26 protein-coding genes are annotated in these 22501 nt (G+C 63.3%); 10 read left to right on the plus strand and 16 right to left on the minus strand.

The window, feature by feature from the left end:
- Positions 1-152: 152 nt before the first annotated feature.
- The 3 genes from KUD11_RS02150 to KUD11_RS02160 are packed head-to-tail and all read left to right on the plus strand — an operon-like array spanning position 153 to position 2035.
- Positions 153-887, plus strand: a complete 735-nt coding sequence (locus KUD11_RS02150; RefSeq protein WP_109388346.1) for an energy-coupling factor ABC transporter ATP-binding protein — start codon at positions 153-155, stop codon at positions 885-887.
- Positions 862-1479, plus strand: coding sequence for an energy-coupling factor transporter transmembrane component T family protein (locus KUD11_RS02155; RefSeq protein WP_109387017.1), 618 nt, complete (start codon positions 862-864; stop codon positions 1477-1479). Before KUD11_RS02150 ends, KUD11_RS02155 begins: the two co-directional genes overlap by 26 nt.
- Positions 1480-1489: 10 nt before the next feature.
- Complete coding sequence (locus KUD11_RS02160; RefSeq protein ID WP_109387015.1) at positions 1490-2035, plus strand: biotin transporter BioY; 546 nt, start codon at positions 1490-1492, stop codon at positions 2033-2035.
- Here the strand turns inward: KUD11_RS02160 and KUD11_RS02165 are convergent.
- The 5 genes from KUD11_RS02165 to KUD11_RS02185 all read right to left on the minus strand — a co-directional run bounded on the left by KUD11_RS02165 (position 2032) and on the right by KUD11_RS02185 (position 5881).
- Positions 2032-3132: a thiolase family protein gene (locus KUD11_RS02165; protein WP_109387013.1), complete on the minus strand. Its 1101-nt coding sequence runs from the start codon at positions 3130-3132 to the stop codon at positions 2032-2034. The two genes, KUD11_RS02160 and KUD11_RS02165, sit on opposite strands and share 4 nt — an antisense overlap.
- The gene (locus KUD11_RS02170; RefSeq protein WP_109387011.1) at positions 3129-4226 is read right to left on the minus strand and encodes an ANL family adenylate-forming protein; all 1098 of its coding nucleotides are present in this window, start codon (positions 4224-4226) and stop codon (positions 3129-3131) included. The genes KUD11_RS02165 and KUD11_RS02170 overlap by 4 nt, the downstream gene beginning before the upstream one ends.
- Positions 4223-5080, minus strand: a complete 858-nt coding sequence (locus tag KUD11_RS02175; protein ID WP_109388344.1) for a glycosyltransferase family 10 domain-containing protein — start codon at positions 5078-5080, stop codon at positions 4223-4225. The genes KUD11_RS02170 and KUD11_RS02175 overlap by 4 nt, the downstream gene beginning before the upstream one ends.
- A 141-nt stretch (positions 5081-5221) precedes the next feature.
- Entirely contained in the window at positions 5222-5449 is a 228-nt protein-coding gene (locus tag KUD11_RS02180) for a DUF1150 family protein (protein WP_109387009.1), read from the minus strand.
- Positions 5450-5461: 12 nt separating this feature from the next.
- Complete coding sequence (locus tag KUD11_RS02185; protein WP_109388342.1) at positions 5462-5881, minus strand: Hsp20 family protein; 420 nt, start codon at positions 5879-5881, stop codon at positions 5462-5464.
- Positions 5882-6047: 166 nt separating this feature from the next.
- Between KUD11_RS02185 and KUD11_RS02190 the strand changes: the two genes are divergently transcribed.
- Entirely contained in the window at positions 6048-6272 is a 225-nt protein-coding gene (locus KUD11_RS02190) for a YdcH family protein (RefSeq protein WP_109387007.1), read from the plus strand.
- Between the two features lie 6 nt (positions 6273-6278).
- On the opposite strand, the gene KUD11_RS02195 is transcribed toward KUD11_RS02190, so the two are convergent.
- Complete coding sequence (locus tag KUD11_RS02195) at positions 6279-7076, minus strand: class I SAM-dependent methyltransferase (RefSeq protein WP_109387005.1); 798 nt, start codon at positions 7074-7076, stop codon at positions 6279-6281.
- A gap of 142 nt (positions 7077-7218) precedes the next feature.
- On the opposite strand from KUD11_RS02195, the gene purE reads away from it, so the two are divergent.
- Both purE and KUD11_RS02205 read left to right on the plus strand, forming a co-directional pair.
- The gene (gene purE / locus KUD11_RS02200) at positions 7219-7707 is read left to right on the plus strand and encodes a 5-(carboxyamino)imidazole ribonucleotide mutase (RefSeq protein ID WP_109387003.1); all 489 of its coding nucleotides are present in this window, start codon (positions 7219-7221) and stop codon (positions 7705-7707) included.
- A complete protein-coding gene (locus KUD11_RS02205) occupies positions 7700-8773 on the plus strand; it encodes a 5-(carboxyamino)imidazole ribonucleotide synthase (protein WP_109387001.1) in 1074 nt (357 codons plus the stop codon). The genes purE and KUD11_RS02205 overlap by 8 nt, the downstream gene beginning before the upstream one ends.
- A 53-nt stretch (positions 8774-8826) precedes the next feature.
- On the opposite strand, the gene rnr is transcribed toward KUD11_RS02205, so the two are convergent.
- The 4 genes from rnr to dapE are packed head-to-tail and all read right to left on the minus strand — an operon-like array spanning position 8827 to position 13280.
- Positions 8827-11088, minus strand: a complete 2262-nt coding sequence (gene rnr / locus KUD11_RS02210; protein ID WP_109386999.1) for a ribonuclease R — start codon at positions 11086-11088, stop codon at positions 8827-8829.
- Positions 11089-11119: 31 nt separating this feature from the next.
- Positions 11120-11698 carry a TIGR04282 family arsenosugar biosynthesis glycosyltransferase gene (locus KUD11_RS02215; RefSeq protein ID WP_109388341.1) on the minus strand — a complete coding sequence of 193 codons (579 nt, stop codon included), beginning with the start codon at positions 11696-11698 and terminating at the stop codon, positions 11120-11122.
- 20 nt (positions 11699-11718) lie between these two features.
- A complete protein-coding gene (locus KUD11_RS02220) occupies positions 11719-12132 on the minus strand; it encodes a GNAT family N-acetyltransferase (RefSeq protein WP_109386997.1) in 414 nt (137 codons plus the stop codon).
- Positions 12129-13280: a succinyl-diaminopimelate desuccinylase gene (gene dapE / locus KUD11_RS02225; RefSeq protein ID WP_109388339.1), complete on the minus strand. Its 1152-nt coding sequence runs from the start codon at positions 13278-13280 to the stop codon at positions 12129-12131. The genes KUD11_RS02220 and dapE overlap by 4 nt, the downstream gene beginning before the upstream one ends.
- A gap of 260 nt (positions 13281-13540) precedes the next feature.
- On the opposite strand from dapE, the gene KUD11_RS02230 reads away from it, so the two are divergent.
- Both KUD11_RS02230 and KUD11_RS02235 read left to right on the plus strand, forming a co-directional pair.
- Positions 13541-15118 carry a Hint domain-containing protein gene (locus KUD11_RS02230; RefSeq protein WP_109386995.1) on the plus strand — a complete coding sequence of 526 codons (1578 nt, stop codon included), beginning with the start codon at positions 13541-13543 and terminating at the stop codon, positions 15116-15118.
- 1 nt (position 15119) lies between these two features.
- Positions 15120-16223 carry a Hint domain-containing protein gene (locus KUD11_RS02235; protein WP_109386993.1) on the plus strand — a complete coding sequence of 368 codons (1104 nt, stop codon included), beginning with the start codon at positions 15120-15122 and terminating at the stop codon, positions 16221-16223.
- On the opposite strand, the gene KUD11_RS02240 is transcribed toward KUD11_RS02235, so the two are convergent.
- Both KUD11_RS02240 and dapD read right to left on the minus strand, forming a co-directional pair.
- Positions 16220-16582: a hypothetical protein gene (locus KUD11_RS02240; protein ID WP_109386991.1), complete on the minus strand. Its 363-nt coding sequence runs from the start codon at positions 16580-16582 to the stop codon at positions 16220-16222. The two genes, KUD11_RS02235 and KUD11_RS02240, sit on opposite strands and share 4 nt — an antisense overlap.
- On the minus strand, positions 16575-17402 hold the full coding sequence (gene dapD / locus KUD11_RS02245; protein WP_109386989.1) for a 2,3,4,5-tetrahydropyridine-2,6-dicarboxylate N-succinyltransferase: 828 nt from the start codon (positions 17400-17402) through the stop codon (positions 16575-16577). The genes KUD11_RS02240 and dapD overlap by 8 nt, the downstream gene beginning before the upstream one ends.
- A 266-nt stretch (positions 17403-17668) precedes the next feature.
- Here dapD and KUD11_RS02250 point away from each other — a divergent pair, with 266 nt between their 5' ends.
- Positions 17669-18493: an LOG family protein gene (locus KUD11_RS02250; RefSeq protein WP_109386987.1), complete on the plus strand. Its 825-nt coding sequence runs from the start codon at positions 17669-17671 to the stop codon at positions 18491-18493.
- 6 nt (positions 18494-18499) lie between these two features.
- On the opposite strand, the gene KUD11_RS02255 is transcribed toward KUD11_RS02250, so the two are convergent.
- The 4 genes from KUD11_RS02255 to KUD11_RS02270 all read right to left on the minus strand — a co-directional run bounded on the left by KUD11_RS02255 (position 18500) and on the right by KUD11_RS02270 (position 21200).
- Positions 18500-18691 (minus strand): hypothetical protein, encoded by a 192-nt coding sequence (locus KUD11_RS02255; RefSeq protein WP_109386985.1) that lies wholly within the window; start codon positions 18689-18691, stop codon positions 18500-18502.
- 253 nt (positions 18692-18944) lie between these two features.
- Positions 18945-19157, minus strand: coding sequence for a hypothetical protein (locus tag KUD11_RS02260; protein ID WP_109388337.1), 213 nt, complete (start codon positions 19155-19157; stop codon positions 18945-18947).
- Positions 19158-19331: 174 nt separating this feature from the next.
- Positions 19332-20519, minus strand: coding sequence for a 23S rRNA (adenine(2503)-C(2))-methyltransferase RlmN (gene rlmN, locus KUD11_RS02265; RefSeq protein ID WP_109386983.1), 1188 nt, complete (start codon positions 20517-20519; stop codon positions 19332-19334).
- A gap of 186 nt (positions 20520-20705) precedes the next feature.
- Entirely contained in the window at positions 20706-21200 is a 495-nt protein-coding gene (locus KUD11_RS02270) for an invasion associated locus B family protein (protein ID WP_109388335.1), read from the minus strand.
- Positions 21201-21478: 278 nt separating this feature from the next.
- On the opposite strand from KUD11_RS02270, the gene KUD11_RS02275 reads away from it, so the two are divergent.
- A complete protein-coding gene (locus tag KUD11_RS02275) occupies positions 21479-22474 on the plus strand; it encodes an asparaginase (RefSeq protein ID WP_109386981.1) in 996 nt (331 codons plus the stop codon).
- The last annotated feature ends 27 nt before the right edge of the window (positions 22475-22501 follow it).

The raw sequence follows: 22501 nt of genomic DNA on the forward strand, positions 1-22501 counted from the left end.
CCGTAATACTCCCGCCGAACCATGCCGCCGCGCACCGCGCACCGCAAGCAGGGATCACACGGCGAGGGGGCGACCCGCGCCTTGGCGCTTGTTTCAAGCCCGCCGCCTGAGGTATCACCGGTCCGGTGATCCCGAAGGAGGCCATTCCGCGCATGACAAATGCCGCCGACCCAGCGCTCGACCTTGTGGGCGTAAGCCTGCGCCTTGAAGGGCGCTTGGTTCTGGACGCGCTCACCCTGCGCGCCGATGAGCGGCGCATCGGCATTGTGGGGCGCAATGGTGCGGGCAAATCAACCCTCGCGCGGCTCATCGCCGGGCTGGAGGAGCCGCAGGAGGGCGCGCTCAGCGTGTTTGGCGTCAATGTCGCGCGGGACCGGGCCCGCGCATTGAGCACTGTGGGCATCCTCTTTCAGAACCCCGATCATCAGATCATCTTTCCCACCGTGGACGAGGAGATCACCTTTGGCCTGCGCCAGATGGGCATGACCAAGAACGAGGCTCACGCCCGCACCACCGATATGCTGGAAGCGTTTGGCAAAAGCCACTGGGCCGGGGCCTCCGTGGCCACGCTCAGCCAAGGGCAAAAGCAGCTTTTATGCCTGATGGCCGTGCTCGCGATGGCCCCGCGCCTGATCGTGCTGGATGAGCCTCTCTCGGGCCTCGATATCCCCACGCGCCTGCAACTGACCCGTTATCTGGACGCGGCCCCCGCCACGCTGGTGCATATCTCGCACGATCCCGCCACGCTGGCAGGGTATGAGCGGGTGATCTGGCTTTCGGAGGGGCGGCTGCGCGCGGACGGTGCTGCCACAAAGGTTCTCGCCGCCTTCACCCGCGAGATGCAGGACTTGGGAGGGCGCGATGATATCTCTGACCTCGCCGGTTGAAACCCGCGCCCATGGCTGGCCCGCAGGCGCGAAACTGGCCGCTCTTTGCGCAGCGACGATGGTGCTTTTCGCGGCGCAATCTCTCGCCTTTCATATCGGCGCATTGGCGGCCTGTCTTGCGCTTTATGCCGCACCGGGATGGGTGTTTTTGCGGGCCGGGTTACGGCGGCTTTGGATCTTGTGGCCGTTCATAGGCCTCATCGCGGCGTGGCACCTGATCACCGGGGCACCGCAAGAGGGGGCCATCATCGCATTGAGAATGCTCACCGCCGTGGGCCTTGCGAACCTTGTGACGATGACAACACGACTGAGCGATATGATCGCCGTCATCCGCTGGCTCGCCACACCGCTGCGCCGCATCGGGTTGAGCACCCGCGCGCTGGAATTGGCCATTGCCCTGATGATCCGTTTCACCCCGGTTCTGGTCGAAAAAGGCACGCATCTCAGCCGCGCGTGGCGCGCCCGCTCGCGCAAAGGGGTGAACTGGCGCATTGTCATGCCTTTCACCCTTCTGGCCATTGATGATGCCGAACATGTGGCCGACGCGCTGAAAGCACGCGGAGGGCTGGCGCCCGGCACGCAGGCGCGTTAAGCCTCGCGCTATGGAACGCTCCCTCGCCCTCATCGCGCTTTTTGCGGCCCTCATCGCAGCCCTTGGCCTGATCCCCAAATTCTCGCTCGCCTTTGGTGTGCCGATTACGGCACAAAGCCTCGGTGTCATGCTGTGCGGCACCATTCTGGGTGCGCGGCGCGGCGCGCTGGCGGTGCTTTTGTTCCTTTTGCTGGTGGCGATGGGCTTGCCGCTTTTGGCGGGTGGGCGCGGCGGGCTTGGGCTTTTTGTGTCACCCACGGCGGGCTTCCTGATCGGCTTCCCGCTGGCGGCCTTTGCGGCGGGCTGGATCACCGAGCGGTGGCGCTCCGTGCCACTTGGCCTTGCCTCGGGCATGGCGGCGGCGGTGGGCGGGATACTCGTGCTCTACGCGTTTGGCGTGACAGGCATGGCCATCGTTCTGGGCAAAAGCTGGGGTGAGGCCGCCCTCCTAATCACGGCCTTCCTGCCGGGCGATGCAATTAAGGCGGTGCTGGCTGGACTGATCACCGCAGCACTGGCCCGCGCCCGGCCCCGCGCTGTGCTCTCGCGGCTCTAGGCGCGCAAAACCAAAGCAGACCCGAGGCCACCCGCCGCCGCGATGGCCGCAAGTCCGGTGCCGCCGCGCGTCTGCATCTCGTGGAAAAGCCGCACCGCAAGCACCGCGCCAGACGCACCGATAGGATGCCCGCGTGCCAAGGCCCCGCCACCCAGATTGACGATCTCGGGGTCAATCCTGGCGCCGTCGATACAGGCAAGGGCCTGCACCGCGTAAGCTTCCATGATCTCTGCCACGCTCAGCGCGCCGGGCGTTACACCCGCCGCTTGCAATGCCTTAGCGATAGCCCCAATCGGCGCGATCCCCGGCTGCGCTGGATCGGCCCCAAGCGTCGCCGTCCCGGCAATCCGCAGGCCACACCCCACCGCCACCCGCGCAGCCACCCGTTCTGACACCACCACGCAAACCGCAGCACCATCCGCCGCAACGGCCGTATTGGCCGCTGTGATATCGCCTGTCACTTGCGCCGCGCGCACCGCCAACGCGGCGCTGAGATTCCGGGCAAAAGTGTCCTGCGTGACACCGGCCAGCGGCACGATCCCGGCGCAGGGGGCCACCGCAAGGGCCCGCGCATGGCTGCGTATGGCCCAAGCATCCTGCGCCGCGCGCGAAATCCCCCAAGCGCGGCTCAGAGCATCCGCCGCTTCGGCCATATCAACGTCCTGCGCGGTATCGGGGGCGAAGTCCGCCTGCTCATAAGGCTCCGGCGGGCGCCCGTCGGCAAAGGTGCGCGCGCGCAAAGGCCTGCGGGAATAGCTCTCCACCCCGCCTGCAAGCACCACCTCCGCTTGCCCGGCCTCCACCATCGCCGCCGCAATCCGGATCGCATCAAGCCCGCCCGCGCATTGCCGATCAATGCTGAGCCCAGCTACCCGCTCGGGCAGACCCGCCGCAAGCGCCACAAGCCGCGCAGGATTGCCACCCGCACCCAGCGCATTGCCAAGGATAACCTCCTCCACATCCGCGCCCGTGAGGCCCGCATCGGCCAGAGCCGCCACAATTACAGGGGCGGCCAACGCGTGTATCTCAAACGCTGCGAACGCCCCGCCACGCGGCACCACGGGGGTGCGCCGGGCCGCCAGCAAAACCGCGCTCATTGCCGCCCCAGCCAGAGTGTAAGGGCCGCGAGGTCCGGCTTGCCCGCCGCCGTGATAGGCATCTGCGGGTGCCTGAACACGCGGCGCGGCACCGTCATTGCATCCAGCGCCCCCCGGCAGGCGGCAAGCAGCGCCTCCGGCTCCGCATTCCCCTCGATCACGGCCACCAAGGCCTGCCCCCGCGCTGCATCCGCAACTGGCAAAACCGCGGCGTGAATGACACCCGGCTGGGCCGCCAAAACCGCCTCAACCGCTTCGGGATGCACCCAACGCTCCGCCACGCGCAGCGCGCGGTCGCGCCGCCCCTCAAGAGAGAGATACCCATCCGCGTCCAGCCGCCCAATCTCGCCCGCGCTCACCCAGTCTTTTTCGCGGCGCAACGGGCCATCCGCATAGCTTTCGGCCACATACGGCCCACGCACCCAGACCTCGCCCGTATCATCCACACGAAGCGCCGCTGCACCATAGGCCCGCCCGACCGACCCTTCGGGCGTATCCGCATCACTCATCGTGATGAAGCTCGTCTCGGACGCGCCGTAAAACGCCGTGACCTCGGCCCCCGGAAAGCCCTGCAAGAGCGCGGTTCGTAGGGCTGCATCGAGTGCACCGCCCCCGACAATCACATGGCGCAGGCCAAGCGCACCACCCGCCGCAAGAACCGGGCGCAGCTGTGACGGGCTGGCGTATAGCACCTCCTCACCCATCAACGCCGCCGCCTGCGCGCGAGGCCCCTTGCCGCCCAGAAAGCTCACATGCGCGCCGAGATGCGCCCCCTCCACCACCGCGTAAAGACCCAGAGAATGGCGCATATCCCCCAGCACCGACACCCGCGTCCCTGGCCCGATACCAAAGCGCGCAGCATTTAGAGCAAAGCTCAGCATCCAAGAGCCTGCGCGCCGCCAGATCCGCTTGGGCGCGCCGGTAGTGCCGCCACTCAAAACCTCGAAAACGCCATCCGGCAGATCGGCGGGGCGCACGCCTTCTGGCCCGGCGGAAAAGCTGCGCCCACTCTCAATTGCCGCGCGTAGAGCCGTCGCATCGCCCCCGCGCACCTGCGCGCAGGTGTGCCACGCAAAGCGCGGCGTGCGGCTCACCCCATCACCGCCCGCGCGGCACGGGTATAGAAATCCCCGTAATCCGCCGCCACTGGCACAAGCGCCTCCAGCGCCGGGATCCGCGCTGCATAACCATCTTCCGAAGCGGCCAGAACCGCCGCGCGCAAGCTGGCCTCATCCTCGCAAACAATCATGCCCGATGTATCGAAGAAATCGGCAATATTCGGACAGCCCCAATAGATTGGCACCGTGCGGCACAAAATGGCATCCACCAGCTTCTCGGTGAAATAATTTCGCTCTTGGATATTCTCGATCACAACCGAAAACCGATAGGGCGCCAAGGCCTCGGACTTGTCGGCAAGCGCGTTATATCCCCGGCCCAGCGCGTCCATGTCCACATCCGAACCGCGCGCCCAATCCACCATCCTATGGCGCAGCCTGTGCCCCTCCTGCGAGCGTTTCTCGGACGCGATCAGCGAAAGATTGCGGCATTTGGTGCGTTCCAGATCACGCCAGCCTGGCACCCAACACCCGCCCGCCGGGAAGAACACGCCATTGGGGATCGCACCCAAAAGCGCCTCGTCACTGGCCAAAACCTTGTGAAACCGTCCATACGCCCTTTGCAAAAGGTCCATATGCCCGCCATGAATGACGCGCGGCTCAAGGACCATGATCGACACTTTTGCCCGCGTGCCAAAGCCAAAGCGCCAGTAATGCGACTTGCGCGGATAGACGAGCAGATGATCCTCAGGTCCCAGATCGCGCAAGGCCTTGCCCACGATCCCCTCTGGCGTGCCCAACGGCCAGACAAGCTTGTCCAAAGGGAATGCGCCAGGCAGCAGGCCCAGCTTGGCCTCGTAGGGCAGGATGGCAATACGGGGAGATTGGGACAAATCGCGCGCCTTTATGACGGATTGCAGCCCCTGCGTGATACGGCCAAACCGCCTAATGCGCAATGCCGAGCGGGGTCTTTGAACGCTGCGGGATGGCCCTCAATCCGCGCGCAGGGCCAGCCCGCGCGCGAGGTCATTGCATCAGTGTACCGTCACCGGCATCATGTCGTTTTGACGCGCAAGCACAAAGGCCAGCTTGCGGTCACGCACCAGCGCCAGCCGCTCACCTTCGGCGCTGTGCACCGCATAAAGCGTCTTGAGGCCCGTCGCCTGACTGCGCAGCTCTTCGGGCAAATCCACCACCGCAACCGAGCGGATATAGGCGATAGGTGCGCCGCTCTCTTCGGCGAAATCATATTTCGTGTTCATACCAATCTCTCCTTATTTGCCCGTTTTGTTGATCTTGATCGTCTGCACCACGACATCGGGCTGCGCACGCGTCAGATCGACATGCAAGAGCCCGTTTTCCATAACGGCCATGCCCACTTCGACCCCGTCCGCCAAAACGAACGAGCGTTGAAACTGCCGCGCCGCGATCCCTCGGTGCAAAAAAATGCGCCCGTCGCTGTCATCGCGCTGCCGCCCGCGGATTACCAATTGCCGGTCCTCCAGCGTCACCGCCAGATCCTCCTCGGCAAAGCCCGCCACAGCCAGCGTGATTCGGTAGGAATGGTCCGAAGTCTGTTCAATATTGAAGGGGGGATAGCCTTCGTTGCCGGATTTTGCGCTGCGTTCCAGCAACCGTTCCAGCTGTTCAAACCCCAGCATATAGGGGTGCGCCCCCAAACTCAGCTTTGTCATCGACACGTCCTTACTCAAGCGACTGGCCTGCGAGGCCTGCGTCCCGTTATGGCGGCGCAGGCTCATACGGAAAATATGGGGCCGCGAGCGCCGCTTCGCAAGGGCTTTGCCAAAACCGGCGGAGCGCTTATCTTGGTTGCTCTGCCTGACTGGAGAATCACGCAAGATGAACGCCTTCACCGATCTGTCGATGAAATCTGACGACGTGTTGCGTGTGGAGCTTGAAGAGTTCCGCCGCCAGCACCGCGATCTGGACGAGGCTATCACGGCGCTTCAGGAAAAAGGCGCGCGCGACCCGCTGACCATCAAACGGCTGAAGCAGCAAAAGCTGCGTCTGAAGGATCGTATCGCCTATATTGAAGACCGTCTGACGCCCGATATTATCGCCTGAGCACGCTCAGACCTTGCGCGCCACAAGCGTGTAGCACAGCGGCATCTGCGCCGCGCGCCCTTCATACATGTCATACTCCACCTCGCGGTTGGAATGGGGATGCTCGGTCAGCCGCTCTATCGCCAGCCCCGCCGCCACACAGCCCGTGACCACCTCGCCCAGCGTGTGCGTGAACCAGAACATCTCGGGAGAGGCCTCGCCCGGCGAGCCGTCATAGGTGATCGTCTCGGACCACGTCATAGGCGCACGGTCAAAATAGGACCGGTCCAGCGCGAAAGGGTCGGCGGCCTCAGGCTCAAACATCTCAAGAAACGGATGCGTTTCATAGATCACCAAGGGCGCGCCGGGCGCCAGAAGGTTTGAGACCGCGCGCAGCATGCCCGCAAGGTCGGGCATCCAGTTCAGTACGCCGATGGTGATCAGCCCCAGATCAAACGGCCCGAGCCCCTCAGGCAGATCGTAGATATCGGCGCGCAGAAAATCGCAGTCCGAACCTGCCGCTTTGGCAAGGCCGCGCGCCTGCTCCAGAAACGCCTCGGATTGATCAATCCCCAGCGCAGGCGTGATCCCAAGCGCGGGCAGCGACAAAAGCTCCCGCCCGTTATTGCACCCAACCTGCACGGCGCGCGCATCTTTGAGATCAAGCGCATCCAGCGTCGCGATCATGGTCTCGTCCAGCTCGGAAAAGCCCGGACGCGCCACAGCACGCATCATCTCGGCCCATGTGTCCTTCGCCTCAAACGCCGCCGCAGAGGCGTCCCATGCCGCGCGGTTGGCGGCTGTGTAATAAGATGTTTTTGCCATGCCGCACCCTGCCCCTTGCGCGCGGCCTTTTCAAGCAGCACAAAATTATCACGCGCAAGCCCGCTCAGCCCTAGCGCTTCACGCGCGGCATGCTAGGGTGTGCGCTCTTTTACAGGTAGCTATTGAGCATAAGGGGCGCGCGATGCCAAACGTGCAAATCGGGATCATCATGGGAAGCCAGTCGGACTGGCCCACAATGAAGGAAGCGGCGGATATTCTGGACGCGCTCGGCGTAGCCTATGAGACGCGCATCGTCTCGGCCCACCGCACACCGGACAGGCTCTGGGATTACGGCACCAAGGCCGCCGGGCGCGGCCTCAAGGTTATCATCGCTGGCGCAGGCGGGGCCGCCCATCTGCCCGGCATGATGGCCTCCAAGACCCGCATCCCCGTGATCGGCGTACCGGTGCAGACCAAGGCCCTTTCAGGTGTCGATAGCCTCTATTCCATCGTGCAGATGCCACGCGGCTACCCCGTGGCGACGATGGCGATCGGCGCGGCGGGTGCGGCCAATGCAGGGCTCATGGCAGCGGCGATCCTCGCCAACGGGGATGCAGACCTCGCAGAGCGGCTTGATGTGTGGCGCGCGGCCCTTTCGGCCTCCATCCCCGAGGAGCCAAGCAATGACTGACATGCTGCCCCAAGGGGCGACCATCGGAATTCTTGGCGGCGGGCAGCTGGGCCGGATGCTGGCCCTGGCCGCCGCGCGGCTGGGCTTTAAGACCTGCGTGTTTGAGCCGGGTGCAGACTGCCCCGCAAGCCATGTGGCGCATCGCCATATTCAGGCGGGCTATGATGATGAAGACGCCCTACGGACCTTTGCCGCCGCCGTCGATGTGATCACCTATGAGTTTGAGAATATTCCCACCGCCGCGCTCGATATCTTAGAGCCGCTCAGGCCCGTCCGCCCGGACCGCACAGCGCTACGCGTGTGTCAGGACCGTCTGGTTGAGAAGGCGTTTCTGAACGATCTGGGCCTGAAAACCGCTCCTTTTGCCGCCGTGGATGATGGTGTGGACCTCACACAGGCCATGGCCGAGATCGGCATCCCCGCGATCCTCAAAACCCGCCGCTTTGGCTATGACGGCAAGGGGCAGGCGCGCATCTCAGACCCAAATGAGGCCGAGGCGGCGTTGGCCGCGATGAACGGCGCGCCTGCGCTTTATGAAGGTTTCGTCGATTTCACCCATGAAGTGTCGGTGATCGCCGCGCGCGGTTTGGGCGGCGATGTTGCAGCCTTTGATCCCGGTCAGAACGTCCATGAGGGCGGCATTTTGCGCACCACGACCGTGCCCGCAAAGCTCAGCCCCGCGCAGCGAAGCGACGCCGTTTTGCTGGCTGCACAAATCCTCAACAAGCTTAACTATGTGGGCGTGATGGGTGTGGAGCTTTTCGTGACCGCAGAGGGGCTTGTAGTGAACGAGATTGCCCCGCGCGTACATAACTCCGGGCACTGGACGCAAAATGGCTGCACCGTGGATCAGTTTGAGCAGCATATCCGCGCCGTGGCCGGATGGCCGCTGGGCGATGGCAAACGGCACGCGAATGTGGTGATGGAGAACCTCATTGGCCGCGATATGGACCGGGTGCCGGATCTGGCCAAGTCAGGCGATTGCGCGCTGCATCTTTATGGCAAGGTCGACGTGAAAGAGGGCCGCAAGATGGGCCATGTGAACCGCATCACCGGCGCGGCCTGATCCTCCGCCGCCTTTACGGGCGTTTTCAGCAGCAACGTAGCCCCGCCGCAAGATCACCCCCGCCGCGTGCGCTCCACCTTGCGCTTGGCTTTGGCCGCCTTGCGCTTCGCGGGCCCGGGCTTGCGGCGTGGCGCCTTGCCACGTCCCTTGCCCGACCCACCGCGCGGCACAGCCTTGCCTTCAACCGAGATAAGCTCCAGCGCGATCCCGCCCGTAACCGGCACCGCCTCAGCCAAACGCACCGTCACCCGCTGACCCAGCCCGATGACCCGCCCGCTCTCCGCGCCCATCAGCGTGCCCGCCTCACGGTCAAAATGGAAATATTCCCGCCCAAGGCTGCGCACCGGGATAAGCCCATCGGCCCCCGTCTCATCCAGCCGCACGAACACGCCGAACTTCACTACGCCGCTGATCCGGCCCGTGAACTCATCGCCTACACGCTCGCTCAGAAACGCCGCAAGATAGCGATCATTCGTGTCACGCTCCGCCATCATCGAGCGCCGCTCCGTGTCGGAAATATGCTTGGCCGTGCCCTCCAGCCGGTCAATCTCCTGCGCGCTCAACCCGTCATCGCCCCAACCATGCGCCGTGATCAGCGCGCGGTGCACGACCAGATCCGCATAGCGCCGGATCGGCGATGTGAAATGGCCATACGCCCTGAGCGCCAGCCCGAAATGGCCGTAATTGCCGGGGCTATAGTAAGCCTGTGTCATGGCGCGCAGGGTGCTCATGTTGATCTGCTCGGCGTGATCCGTGCCCGCAGCCCCACTCAGAAGCGCGTTGAGATGCGCGGTCTTGAGAACCTGCCCCTTGGCAAGTACGAGCCCCGCCGCCTCGGCCACCTCACGCAGGCTGTCGAGCTTTTCCTCCGCAGGCTCCTCATGGACCCGGTAGAGAAGCGGCACCTCCCGCGCGGCCAAAGTCTCGGCGGCGGCCACATTGGCCAGTACCATCATCTCCTCAATCAGCTTGTGCGCATCCAGCCTTTCGGTGAAATTCACGCTCAGAACCTCACCCGTATCGCTCAGTTGCACCTTGCGCTCGGGCAGGTCCAGATCGAGGGGCTGACGCCGCCCGCGGGCTTCTTTGAGCGCCCCATAGGCAGCATATAGCGGGCGGATCACGGATTCCAGAAGCCCCAAAGCGCGCTCAGAGGGCGCGCCATCCATCGCCGATTGCACCTCCTGGTAGGTCAGCGAGGCCGCCGAGCGCATCAGGCCGCGCACAAACCGCTGGCCGATTTTCTCACCCTCTGCGCTGATCTGCATCCGCACGGCGACACAGGCACGCGGCACGCCCTCATGCAGGCTGCACAAATCGCCCGAAAGCCTGTCCGGCAGCATCGGCACCACACGGTCAGGGAAATAGCTGGAGTTACCGCGCTCGCGTGCCTCCGCGTCCAGCGCGGAGCCGGGGCGCACATGATGCGCCACATCGGCAATCGCGACCCATATCACATGGCCACCAGGGTTTGCCGGATCATCATCGGCATGGGCATAAACCGCATCGTCATGGTCACGCGCGTCCGCCGGGTCGATCGTAACCAATGGCATTTCGCGCAGATCCTCGCGCTCTTCAAGGCCTGCCGGGGCCATCGCATCGGCCTCCGCAACCACATCATCGGGGAAGCGGTCGGGGATGCCGTGCTGGTGAATAGCAATCAGCGAGACCGCGCGCGGCGCGGACGGATCGCCCAGACGCGCGATGATGCGCGCCCGTGGCAGACCCATGCGGCCACGCGGGCCGGATTGCTCGGCCTCGACCAGCTCTCCGTCCTGCGCACCGTCGGTCGCATTCGCCTCGACCAGCCATTCCTTGCCGTTGCCCTTGTCGATGGGCACGATCCGCCCGCCCTCGGCCCCTTTGCGGAAAACGCCCAGCACCTTGAGCGGATTGGTCCCGATGCGTCGGATTAGGCGCGCGTCATAACCATGCGCCTCGCCCTCAACCTCGCTCAGACGGGCCAAGATACGGTCGCCCGTGCCCAGCGCTGGATCAGAGGCGCGCGGCACCAAAAGGATCACAGGCTCCGGCCCGCTGCCCTGCCACTCCATCGGGCGCGCCAGAAGCTCACCATCACTGGCCGCCCCTGTCACTTCCAGAACAGAGACAGGCGGCAGGCGATCCGGGTCGCGCCGGGATTTCTTGCGCGCCTCGATATGGCCGTCCTCGGCCAGTTCCCTGAGCATGCGTTTAAGGTCGATCCGCGCCGCCCCCTTGATGCCGAAGGCCTTGGAGATGTCGCGTTTCGAGGTGAGGGTCGGGTTGTCGGAGATCCATTGCAGGATCTCGTCGCGTGTGGGCAGCTTGCTCATGGCGCGGGAGTAGCACGCAGAAAGGCGGACGTCATCCGCGAAATCCGAGGCGAGGCTTTACCGCCAAGTCGGCGGCGGTATCAACATCGCGGAGCGTATCGAGCAGGGCAATCGGCAGCGGCGCCAGCGTTTGCGCAGTATCATTGAGCGCGTATCGCGTGGACCAGCGCACCCCTTGGAGGAAGGCCGCAGGCGGCGGAGCGCTGCGTTTCAACCCGATAAGCCAATAGCCACCATCCGGCGCAGGGCCAAGCGCGGCACCGCGGCTGCCCAGCGCGCGAAAGGCACGGGCGATGTGGTGCTTGCGGATGCCGGGAATATCCCCGCCGATGATGCAGACCGGGCCGGGTGGCGCGCCACGCATCAGGCGGGCCATCCGCTCGCCCAGATCGCCGCGCCCTTGCGGGAGGCGCGGCAGGTGTGCAGGCCAGATGCGACTTTGCAGACCCTCGTGGTCGGGGCTGACGGCGAGGCATGTCTCCCAGCGCGGGTCTTGGACTTCGCGCAAGAGCCGCGCCGTCTGGTGTCGGAACCACCATGCGGCAGTCGTCATGCCGATATCCGCGCCCAGCCGTGTCTTGACCCGGCCCGGACGTGGCTCTTTCACCATCACGATCAGCTGCGCACGCCTCACAGGTCGCGCACCATGTCACGATGATCTATGCCTGCATCGTCATAGACAGGCCCCTCGGCGGTGAAGCCCAGCTTTGCGTAAAATTCCAGCGCATGGATCTGCGCGCCCAACCGCACATGTTGAAGCCCCCGCGCTTTAGCCGATGCCATTGCGGCGCGGATGAGCGCTTTGCCCAGTCCCGTGCCCCGCTGTTCGGGCAGAACACAAACGCGGCCGATCTTGGCCTCATCGGGGCCAAGCAGGATGCGGGCGGTGCCCACAGGCCTATCGTCCTGATGCGCGAGAAGGTGTATTGCGCCCGCGTCCAGCGCGTCGCGTTCCTCATCCTCAGGCACGCCTTGTTCTTCCACGAAAACGGTATGGCGTAGCCCAAAGCAGGTCGCATGATCCTCGGTCTCAGAAATCCTCACGTGAAGTAATCGCGCAGGATACGGGCATAGATCGCCTTGAGTTGACCGATTTGCTCCACGCTCACCCGCTCATCGACCTGATGCATCGTGCGCCCCACAAGGCCACATTCCACCACCGGGCAATGATCCTTCATGAAGCGTGCGTCCGACGTGCCGCCAGAGGTCGAGAGCACCGGGCGGCGGCCAGTCTCCGCCTGCACAGCGGCCACGACCAGATCGGAGAACGCACCGGGGAGCGTCACGAAGCTCTCGCCGGAATTTTTGACCTTGAGCGCGCCCTTGACGCCAAATTCGGTACAGACCTTATCCATCTGCTCTTCGAGCCACGTGGTCAGGGACGCGCCGGAATGGGTGTCGTTGTAGCGGATGTTCAGCGTGGCGCGGCAGGCGGCGGGAATCACATTGGTGGCTGCATTGCCGGTGTCGACCGTGACCACCGCGAGGGTGGAAGGGTCAAAATGATCCGTGCCCGTATCAAGGGGCGTGGACGAGAGCTGATCCACCAGCCGCGCCATCGCGGGCAAAGGATTGCGCGCACGATCAAGATAAGCCGAATGGCCCTGCTGCCCGGTGATCGTGATCCACGCGTTCAGCGATCCGCGCCGCCCGATCTTGATCATCTCGCCCATGGCGTCAGGGCAGGTCGGCTCGCCCACAAGGCAGACATCCATCGCCTCGCCATTGCGCTCCATATGCTCCAACAATGCCGTGGTGCCGTGCAGCGCGTCGCCCTCCTCATCGCCGGTAATCGCAAGGATCACAGCGCCGTCAGGCGGCGTTTGCGAGACAAAGTCAACGGCAGCGGCCACAAAGGCGGCCACGCCTGATTTCATATCCGTGGCACCGCGCCCCCAGAGAAACCCATCCCTGATCTCGGCCCCGAAGGGCAGGACCGTCCATGCCGCCTCATCGCCCAAAGGCACCACATCCGTATGTCCGTTAAAGCCGAAACTGCGCGCAGCCCCCTTCGCACCCCAACGGGCATAGAGATTTGCGATCCCTTCCTTGTCGGCGCGGGCACACTCAAACCCCGCCTCACTCAGAAGGCGCTCCAAGAGCACCAAAGCGCCACCCTCCTCGGGCGTGACAGAGGCACAGCGCACCAGATCGGCGGTGAGCGCAACAGGATCGACGGGGGTATGGGGCATGGTCATCTCCACAAGCAGAATTGCCCCATTGGCTAGCGCGGATCGCGGCCAAGGGCAACGCGCGCATTGCCCCCTTAACAGAACGATCAAAAAAGGTTATGATGCGCTTAATAATAAACCCGAGGCAGGGTAACAGACGCAGGGCCGAGCAGCCCTCAAACTACCAAAGCCGCACCATATGCGGCTTCGTACATGCAGCATTTTGCGCTGTCATGCGTATCTGTTGATCCATGCCCTAGATAAAAAGAGCAGAGGCAAAGATGGTCGCAGGCGTCGAAATACCCATCAACCGCAATGCAACAGCCACGCAGATGGCTCAGGAAATGTTTGGCCCCGGTGTGGTGATCGAGGATGCCTCCTATAGCGGGGACCCCGACAGCTCAGGAATCTACACCAACGGCGATAGCATCGCACCGGGCGTCATGCCGGGCGATACGGGCGTCATGTTCTCCACAGGCGATCTGCGCGGATTTACCAATAATAACTGGTTTCAATCCAACCAAAGCGCCAGCACGACAACCAATTCCAGCGGCCCAAACGGCGTACAGGATTTCGACACTGCCGCCGGCGCGCCCACATTCGATGCGTCCTATATCGACGTGGATTTCACCCCTGATGGCGATATGCTGACGATGCAATTTGTCTTTGCCTCCGAAGAATATCCAGAATTCGCCATCGGCGCCTTTCAGGATTTTGTCGGCGTCTGGATCAACGGCAGCTTTGTGGAGCTGAGCGTAGGCGACGGCGATGTGGACCCCAACAACCTCAACTCAGGCGCCAACCAGAACCTGTTCATCGACAACACATCCGATCAGTTCAACACCGAGATGGATGGCTTCACGGTGAATCTCACCCTGAAAATCCCGGTGATCCCCGGTGTAACAAACTCCATCCGCATCGGCATCGCAGATGTGAACGATAACCAATACGATTCCACATTGATCATCGCGGGCGGCTCCATCCAAGGCTCGGTTCTGGCGATTGACGACAGCTTCCGTCTCGACCCGTTCGGCGACAGGACGGTGGATGTGCTGGCAAATGATAGCAATGCCGGCGCCGGGTCGCTGACCATCACCCATGTCAACGGCCAAGCCGTGAACGCAGGTGATACCGTCACCCTGAACACCGGGCAAACCGTGCAGCTGAATGCTGATGGTACGCTTACCATGACCGGCGACACGCAGACCGAAGAATTCGCCTTTACCTACACGGTCGAGAATGACGCAGGCGTGTCCGACACAGGCTTCGTACTGGTCGATAGCGTGCCGTGCTTTGTCGCAGGCACCCATGTGCAAACACCCGACGGCCCCCGCGCGGTCGAAACCCTTGTGCCCGGTGATCTGGTCATGACCCGTGATGAGGGCGCACAGCCCCTGCGCTGGATTGGGGAGCGGCGCGTTGAGGCAAAGGGCGGTTTCGCACCGATCCATATCGCCGCCAACACGTTTGGACGCCACGGCGATCTGTTCTTGTCGCCGCTGCACCGTGTGTTGATCCGCGACAGCCTGGCCGAGCTTCTCTTCGGCGAAGCCGAAGTGCTGGTCTGCGCCCGTGATCTGGTCAATGATCTGTCCGTGCGCCGCGTTGAGGGCGGCGAGGTGGACTATGTGCACATCCTCTTTGATCGCCATCAGGTGGTGTTCTCCGAAGGGCTGGAGACCGAAAGCTTCCTGCCGGGGCCGCAAACGCATAACAGTTTCGAGGCCGAGATCGTCGCCGAGATCTGCGCGCTCTTCCCCGAGATCGACCCGGACACCGGCGCTGGTTATTCGCCCGCCGCGCGCCGCACCCTCAAACGACACGAGGCAAAGCTTCTCGCTCAAGGCTGGGCCGCCTGACATGAGACCCAATGGGGCCTGGATTGGGATCGCCGATCACGAGGGCGGCACGTTCAACGCAGGCGGGCTGGGCAGTGCTCCCGACACACGCGAAGACGAGATGCTCCCCCGCGGCACCCTTATGCTGGAGACGCATCTGTCGCCCGAGGGCCGCCCCCAGACCTTGCTGAATTTCGCACGCGGCGCGCCTTGGACCGGGGGGCTCACGCTCAAGGCGCTGCCCAATGGCGGGATCGTCCTGATCGAACAGCTGGCCGATGATCTGCGCCACGCCGCCCTGCCCCATGATCTGGATGGCCGCAATGACGAGGTGCGCGTCTATTACAGCTGGGACGCCCCTGCCCGCTGGGGCCGCCTCTCGCTTGAGCATGTTGCAAAAGGCCGCATCACGAGCGTTCAGACCCCGCCACCCCACCCGATGACAAATGAGGACATGCGTATGATCTCGCGCTTTCCCGCACGGCGCACCATGGACCGCGATGTGAGCTTCCTTGCCGTGTCGTCTGAGGTGGAGCCGCTGGGCCCGATGCCGGGCCTTACGGCCAGCGTGCCCATCGCCACACCGCGCGGCCCCGTGCCCGCCGCACGCTTGCGCCGGGGCGATACCGTCCTGACCAGCAGCGGTGCCGTGGTGCCGATCCTGCGAACTGTAGCGCAGCGGTTTCCCGCACGCGGCGCGTTGCGCCCGGTCCGCCTGCGCGCGCCCTTCTTCGGGTTGCGTCAGGATATCCTCGTAGCCCCGCATCAACGGCTGGTGATCGGCGGCAGTCAGGTGGAATACATGTTCGGCACCGAAGCCGCCCTCGTGCCCGTGCGCCATCTGGTGAACGGCGCCTCGGCCTATTACGATAATAGCCCCTCAGGCACATGCACCGATACGGTCACCTATTACGATATCCTGCTGCCGGGGCATGAGGTGATCGTCGCTGCGGGCTGCCCGATAGAAAGCCTCTATATCGGTCGCCTGCGCCGCGATAAACCCGCGCTGATGGCCTCGCTTATGGCCCCGTTCGAGCGCGCGCAGCTGCCAGAACATGCCCGCCCCATCTGGCCGGTGCTCAAACCCTTCGAGGCCAAAACGCTCGCCGCCCTGCGCGCGGCTTAACCCTTGGCCCCGCCTTCAGGCGTGTCGAAAAATGGCGTCATCTGCGCCACGATCACCGAATTCTCATCGAGCGCCCGCTGCATCAGGCCACGCTCTTCCTCAGATATGTCGTGGCCCTCCTCCTCGCGCTCCGCAAGGCTGCCATAGCCCGACACATCCAAAGGCGCGGTATCCGCCTGCTTCAAAATCGCCACCGTCTCACGCACCGCTTCCGCCTCATCCACGCCGCTGGCATAGATCATCAAAGCGGCTCCGGTGGCCCCTTTGGGCAACCCGTCCCCGGCCTTGCGCCCGATCTCCACCAGCAAGGTATAGACCTGCTGGCGGCTGGGCTTTTTGGGCTTGGCGGGTTCAGTCACGCAAAAGCTCGTTGATCGACGTTTTGGAACGCGTCTGCGCATCCACCCGCTTCACGATCACCGCGCAGTAAAGGTTCACGCCATTCTTCGACGGCATCGAGCCCGCCACAACAACGGAGCCCGATGGCACTTCGCCATAGCTCACGGTCCCGGTCTCACGGTCCACGATCTTGGTGGATTGCCCGATAAAGACACCCATCCCCAAAACCGACCCCTCGCGCACGATGCAGCCCTCGACCACCTCGGACCGCGCGCCGATAAAGCAATTATCCTCGATGATCGTGGGCCCCGCCTGCATCGGCTCCAACACACCGCCAATCCCCACACCACCGGACAAATGCACATTCTTGCCAATCTGCGCGCACGAGCCGACCGTGGCCCATGTATCCACCATCGTGCCGCTATCCACATAGGCGCCGAGGTTCACAAAAGACGGCATCAAAACCGCACCCGGCGCGATATAGGCCGAGCGGCGCACCACGCAATTGGGCACCGCACGGAATCCGGCCTTGCCCCACGCGTCCGCATCCCAGTCTTTCCACTTGCTGTCGACCTTGTCCCACCAAGAGCCCCCTTGGGCAGAGCCGCCCTGAAGCTCCATATCCTTCAGGCGAAAGCCGAGCAAAACCGCCTTCTTCGCCCATTGGTTCACATGCCAGTTCCCATCGGGGCGCGGTTCAGCCACCCGCAACCCACCGCCATCAAGCGCATCCAAAGTCGCCTCGATCGCATCGCGCGTCTCGCCCTTGGTTTGGGGCGTGATCGTATCGCGCGCCTCCCAGGCTGCTTCGATTGCTGTTTCAAGTTGCGCATTGGACATGGGATAAGCCTTTCAAGAAAACGGGATCAGTCCCACCCGGCTATAAGGCCCTAACCCGCTCTGCGCAATCCGAGGCCGACGGCCGCACCGCGCCCCACTTTCTTCTTAGCTAAAGCGTTTCGCCTTAAACTTGAGACACTCAATTGAGGCGAAACGCGCGGAACGCTTTAATATATTCAAAACAGCACCACCCGCTACCCGCTTCCCAAGGCCCGCGCCCTGCTGTACCTCTAAGCCAAGTTCCAAAGGCCAAGAGGACCCGTCCCATGAAAGACGACCGCACAAGCCCCTTCCGGGGCGCCCATGCCGACCGCAACACAGCCGAGCAGGTGCCCGACACGCCACAGACGCGTGCCCCGGCCTATCGCCTCGCCTTTGACGATCCGGATTTTCTGTGCCGTGACGAGCTGCGCCCGGTGCGGCTGCAACTGGAATTGCTGAAGCCCGAGATGATCCTGAACGAGCGCGGCATTACCTCCACCGTGGTCCTTTTCGGCGGCGCGCGCATCCCCGAGCCTTCAAAGAAAGATACAGCCCGCACCCAGACCCTCGCGGATCTCTCGAAATACTATGACGAGGCGCGCGAATTCGCCCGTCTGATGACCGAACGCTCGCTTGGCTCTTATGGCCGCGATTATGTGGTCGCGACGGGCGGCGGTCCGGGCGTGATGGAGGCCGGAAACCGCGGCGCGGATGACGCGGGCGGCGAATCCATCGGCCTTAATATCGTGCTGCCGCATGAACAGGCCCCGAACGAATATGTCACGCCGGGCCTGTGCTTCAATTTTCACTACTTCGCGATCCGCAAGATGCACTTTCTCATGCGCGCGCGGGCAATCTGCGTCTTTCCCGGCGGCTTTGGCACGCTGGACGAAACGTTTGAGGCGCTGACCCTGATCCAGACAGACCGGATGAAGCGCATCCCCTTCTTGCTCTTCGGCGAGACGTTCTGGCGCTCCATCATCAACTGGGAGGCGCTGGCAGATGCCGGCACGATCAGCGAAGAAGACCTCGATCTTTTCCAATTCGTCGAGACCGCCGCCGACGCGGTGGCAATCATCGACGCATGGGAAGACGCCGCCGAGAGCTAAGCCTGCTTAAACAGCCAGATGCGCCGGAAGGTGGCAAATGGCCGAGCCGTGCAAAAGAGAGGTCACAATACGCCCCTCATCTGTCTCGCGGATGCCGTAGCCATAGCCTCGCAGGCGGTGCTGCCATTCGCGCTCGGATACGGCCATGCTGCGCTCGCGTTCGATCAGGGTCAAAATTTCTGTGGTCTGCTGTGTCATTGGTTCAATCCTCGTTACTCTACGTTATGCACTCACGCTAGAATCGGACCATGGCGAGATTCCCGCCCAATTTGGGCAGGCCAGCGGTCATTTGAGGACCAGCCAGCCACAATACACGCCGTGCGTGTGGTGGGCGCGCATGGGCACTTCAAACAAGGTAAGAGAGATAAAGATTGCTGCGCAAAGCTCCAAAAGCCTCTGCACAGCATGGTCAGGTATCACCGTTTCGGGCGCACCCAAACACAGTTCAGGCTTAGCGAGACACGCTGCCCGAAGGCAGGCGGCAGACTTCCACACCATGCGGAAGGGTCGTCACATACGCCCCCCGGTCGGTTTGCTGCACCGCGTAGCCATAATGGCTCAGCGCCTTGTGCCAGTCTTGTGTGCTGCGTGCGTTTTGCTTTTCGTGCAGGACCAAGGCCAAGACACCGGCCTTGGCTGTGGGATCACTGTTCACGTAAACCATTCGGTTGCCCTCCGTTGAAAGACCACGCGAGGTGCGGAGACCTTCACATTCCATAGGGTTCAATCTCGACGGGAATTGCGGCAGCCATAGGGAAAAAGCCGCACAGTTTCGCGGCGCGACGTGCAAATGCGAGATCCAGTGTAGCCCCAAGTTCAGATGGTGCTCAGGCGTGCCTCAGGGCTGGCTCAGCCCCGCCTCCGCCGCGATCTCGCGGCGCGATTTGCGCGCGCGCTCGGTCGCAGATTTCAGCTGACCACAGGCGGCCATGATATCTTCGCCACGTGGGCGGCGCACCGGGCTGGCATAGCCCGCATCATGCACGATATCGGCAAATTTCTTGATCCGCTCGGGCGTGCTGCGCGCGTGGGGGGCGCCGGGCCATTCGTTGAAGGGAATAAGGTTGATCTTGGCCGGAATGCCCTTGATCAGCTTCACCAGACGCCGCGCATCCGCATCGCTGTCATTCACATCCTTGAGCATGACATATTCAAACGTGATCCGCTCGGAATTGCTGACGCGTGGATAGGCGCGCAGCGCGTCGAGCAATGTCTCGATATTCCATTTCTTGTTAATCGGCACGAGCTGATCGCGCACCTCATCGGTGGTGGCATGAAAGCTCACCGCCAGCTGACAGCCGATTTCCTCGGCGGTGCGCGCAATTTCTGGCACCACGCCGGACGTGCTCAGCGTGATACGGCGGCGGCTCAGCTGAATCCCCTCAGGGTCCATCGCGATTTTCATCGCGTCGCGCACATTCTCAAAATTATAAAGCGGCTCGCCCATGCCCATCAGCACGATATTGCTCAGAAGGCGCCCCTCCACATTGGGCGCGCCGGGCACGGGCCACTCGCCCAGATCATCGCGGGCCACCATGACCTGCCCGATGATCTCACCGGCAGTGAGGTTACGCACCAGACGCTGCGTCCCCGTGTGGCAAAATGAGCAGGTCAGCGTGCAGCCCACTTGGCTGGAGATACACAAAGTCCCGCGATCCGTCTCGGGGATATAGACCACCTCGACCTCATGCCCGCCCGCGATGCGTACCAGATATTTGCGCGTGCCATCCTCGCTGACCTGCTTGCTGACCACCTCAGGGAGTTCGATGCAGAACGTCTCATCAAGCTCCGCGCGATAGGACTTCGACAGGTTCGTCATGCTTGCGAAATCGCGCACGCCCCATTGATACATCCACTGCCAGATCTGGCCCACGCGCATCTTCGCCTGCCGCTCGGGCGCGCCATGCGCAATCAACGCATCGCGCATCGCATCCCGTGTAAGGCCTACGAGGTTGACCTTGCCGCCCTCCGGCATTTTGCGCGGCAGGGTCAGAACATCTTGGGTGATCGGCGCTTTGGCGGTCATGACGGTCCTCAGGCGGTAAACTGATCCGCCTGCTATATAGGATTTTGCGCGCGCGTCAAAAGAGGCCGACACGCACACCACGACCTAGGCCATGCTGAGCCACCTGCGAGGAGGGCATCCCTGTCGCAGGTTTGGCAAATACACCAACGCCCGGTTTGGCCGGACAGGCATCACAAAACAATCAGATCACTGGCAGCGCTTTTGCGCCTCGTCCGTCGCGGCCGTATAGCCCTGCAACGAGAATGTGTCTTTGGTCTGCGTGCCCCGCGCCGAACGGGCCGTGAGCACAGCATCTGCCCCACGTTTCATCGCCGCGATGATCTTGCCATCCTCGGCCGTGCTGGCGGGCCATGCCCACTCACCTTCGGTATAGAGGTCAAACGCCGTGCCGCCGATATTCACTTCGACGTTCGATCCCGGCGCAAACGGGTAGCCGCCCGTAAAGGCTACTTGCCCGTTCACCCCCGCATCGGGGCGGAAAAACGTCATCAAAAGGATTTCGCCCCGGCGCACGGAGACGACACGCCCATCGCGGCTGTTGACCGTCTCTGTGGGCGCGGATACGGCCCAGCATTCGCGTGGCGTCTGCTCTTCAAAAACACTCCACGCGGTCTTTGCCGCAACCTGATTAGTGCTCTCGGCCTGTGCAAATGCCTGTGTCGGCACCAAAGACGTTGCCATCAAAGCAACAATTGCCGTGCCTGCAAGGGTGCGCGCAGCGCGCGACGTGAGCGTTTGAGCGGCACGCGAATAAAGTAATTTCATCTGTCCAGCCTCCAAGCCGTCCTAAACCTCAATGTCTGGCCCTCACTCTGGCGGCTTTTTGCCGGTCTTATGCGTGCAAGGGCCTGCTTTCTCTCGACACTGCAACATTAGCCTGAAACAGACCAGAAACGAAAGAATGAATTGGCGAAAACCCGCACATCACAGCATTGCTCTCTCTGACGAAAGGCCTCGACATGACCCAAGCAGCCCCAATGGTAGAAATCTGGCGCGGCCCATTGGCCGAAAGCCTGCATAGCGGACATGCGGTGATCTGCGACGCAGGCGGCGATATCGTGGAGGCGTGGGGTGATCCGCAAACGCTGGTTTTGCCGCGCAGCTCCGCCAAAATGCTGCAAGCCCTGCCCTTGATCGAGAGCGGGGCCGCCGCGTCACATGGCCTGACATCTGAGCATCTGGCGCTCTCTTGTGCGTCGCATAACGGAACCGAGGCGCATACAACCCGCGTGGCCGCATGGCTGAGCGCGTTGGGGCTGACCGAGGGTGACCTGCGCTGCGCCTCTGACGCACCGATGGGCGAGGCGGCGCGCAATGCCTTGATCCGCGCCGACGCCGCCCCCTGCCAGTTGCACAACAACTGTTCAGGCAAACATGCGGGGTTTCTCACGCTGGCTCAGCATCTCGGCGCGGGGCCTGAGTATATCGCCCCCGATCACCCCGTGCAGATCGCCTGCCGCGCGGCGTTTGAGGAGGTCACGGGCGCGCCGTCTCCGGGATACGGGATCGACGGCTGCTCCGCCCCCAATTTCATGACCACGCTGCACAGCATGGCCCGCGCGATGGCGCGCTTCGCGTCTGCCACGAATGGCGCGGATGCCCGCCAATCGGCCATGGTCGCCCTGCGCGAGGCGATGATGACGCATCCGGATCTCGTGGCGGGCGAGGGCCGCGCCTGCACCGAGCTGATGCGCGCCTGTTCAGAACCTGTGGCAATCAAGACCGGGGCCGAAGGGTTCTTCATCGCCATCCTGCCCGCGCGCCAGATGGGCCTCGCGCTCAAGATCACTGATGGGGCCACGCGGGCCTCTGAATGTGTTGTGGCGGCGCTTCTCGTCCGTCTTGGGGCGCTTGATCCGGCGCACCCGGCGGCCAAGCGCGTGCTGAACGCGCCGATCCTGAATGCCGCAGGCCGTGTGACCGGCGCAATCCGCCCGGCGGCGGTTTTAAGCTGAGGGGCGCGATTGGCCTTGCAGGACCGC

The organism is Roseovarius carneus, from assembly GCF_020141465.1.
GTDB lineage: Bacteria > Pseudomonadota > Alphaproteobacteria > Rhodobacterales > Rhodobacteraceae > Roseovarius > Roseovarius carneus.

Excerpts from the sequence above, each read along its gene's own strand:
- KUD11_RS02180 (WP_109387009.1), bottom strand. The coding sequence starts at position 5,449 with ATGAACACGAAATATGATTTCGCCGAAGAGAGCGGCGCACCTATCGCC.
- KUD11_RS02185 (WP_109388342.1), bottom strand. The coding sequence starts at position 5,881 with ATGACAAAGCTGAGTTTGGGGGCGCACCCCTATATGCTGGGGTTTGAA.
- KUD11_RS02150 (WP_109388346.1), top strand. The coding sequence starts at position 153 with ATGACAAATGCCGCCGACCCAGCGCTCGACCTTGTGGGCGTAAGCCTG.
- dapE (WP_109388339.1), bottom strand. The coding sequence starts at position 13,280 with ATGCCCCATACCCCCGTCGATCCTGTTGCGCTCACCGCCGATCTGGTG.
- KUD11_RS02235 (WP_109386993.1), top strand. The coding sequence starts at position 15,120 with ATGAGACCCAATGGGGCCTGGATTGGGATCGCCGATCACGAGGGCGGC.
- KUD11_RS02195 (WP_109387005.1), bottom strand. The coding sequence starts at position 7,076 with ATGGCAAAAACATCTTATTACACAGCCGCCAACCGCGCGGCATGGGAC.
- KUD11_RS02260 (WP_109388337.1), bottom strand. The coding sequence starts at position 19,157 with ATGGTTTACGTGAACAGTGATCCCACAGCCAAGGCCGGTGTCTTGGCC.
- KUD11_RS02275 (WP_109386981.1), top strand. The coding sequence starts at position 21,479 with ATGACCCAAGCAGCCCCAATGGTAGAAATCTGGCGCGGCCCATTGGCC.
- purE (WP_109387003.1), top strand. The coding sequence starts at position 7,219 with ATGCCAAACGTGCAAATCGGGATCATCATGGGAAGCCAGTCGGACTGG.
- KUD11_RS02190 (WP_109387007.1), top strand. The coding sequence starts at position 6,048 with ATGAACGCCTTCACCGATCTGTCGATGAAATCTGACGACGTGTTGCGT.
- rlmN (WP_109386983.1), bottom strand. The coding sequence starts at position 20,519 with ATGACCGCCAAAGCGCCGATCACCCAAGATGTTCTGACCCTGCCGCGC.
- KUD11_RS02160 (WP_109387015.1), top strand. The coding sequence starts at position 1,490 with ATGGAACGCTCCCTCGCCCTCATCGCGCTTTTTGCGGCCCTCATCGCA.
- KUD11_RS02255 (WP_109386985.1), bottom strand. The coding sequence starts at position 18,691 with ATGACACAGCAGACCACAGAAATTTTGACCCTGATCGAACGCGAGCGC.
- rnr (WP_109386999.1), bottom strand. The coding sequence starts at position 11,088 with ATGAGCAAGCTGCCCACACGCGACGAGATCCTGCAATGGATCTCCGAC.
- dapD (WP_109386989.1), bottom strand. The coding sequence starts at position 17,402 with ATGTCCAATGCGCAACTTGAAACAGCAATCGAAGCAGCCTGGGAGGCG.
- KUD11_RS02250 (WP_109386987.1), top strand. The coding sequence starts at position 17,669 with ATGAAAGACGACCGCACAAGCCCCTTCCGGGGCGCCCATGCCGACCGC.
- KUD11_RS02155 (WP_109387017.1), top strand. The coding sequence starts at position 862 with ATGATATCTCTGACCTCGCCGGTTGAAACCCGCGCCCATGGCTGGCCC.
- KUD11_RS02215 (WP_109388341.1), bottom strand. The coding sequence starts at position 11,698 with ATGGTGAAAGAGCCACGTCCGGGCCGGGTCAAGACACGGCTGGGCGCG.
- KUD11_RS02230 (WP_109386995.1), top strand. The coding sequence starts at position 13,541 with ATGGTCGCAGGCGTCGAAATACCCATCAACCGCAATGCAACAGCCACG.
- KUD11_RS02205 (WP_109387001.1), top strand. The coding sequence starts at position 7,700 with ATGACTGACATGCTGCCCCAAGGGGCGACCATCGGAATTCTTGGCGGC.
- KUD11_RS02165 (WP_109387013.1), bottom strand. The coding sequence starts at position 3,132 with ATGAGCGCGGTTTTGCTGGCGGCCCGGCGCACCCCCGTGGTGCCGCGT.
- KUD11_RS02270 (WP_109388335.1), bottom strand. The coding sequence starts at position 21,200 with ATGGCAACGTCTTTGGTGCCGACACAGGCATTTGCACAGGCCGAGAGC.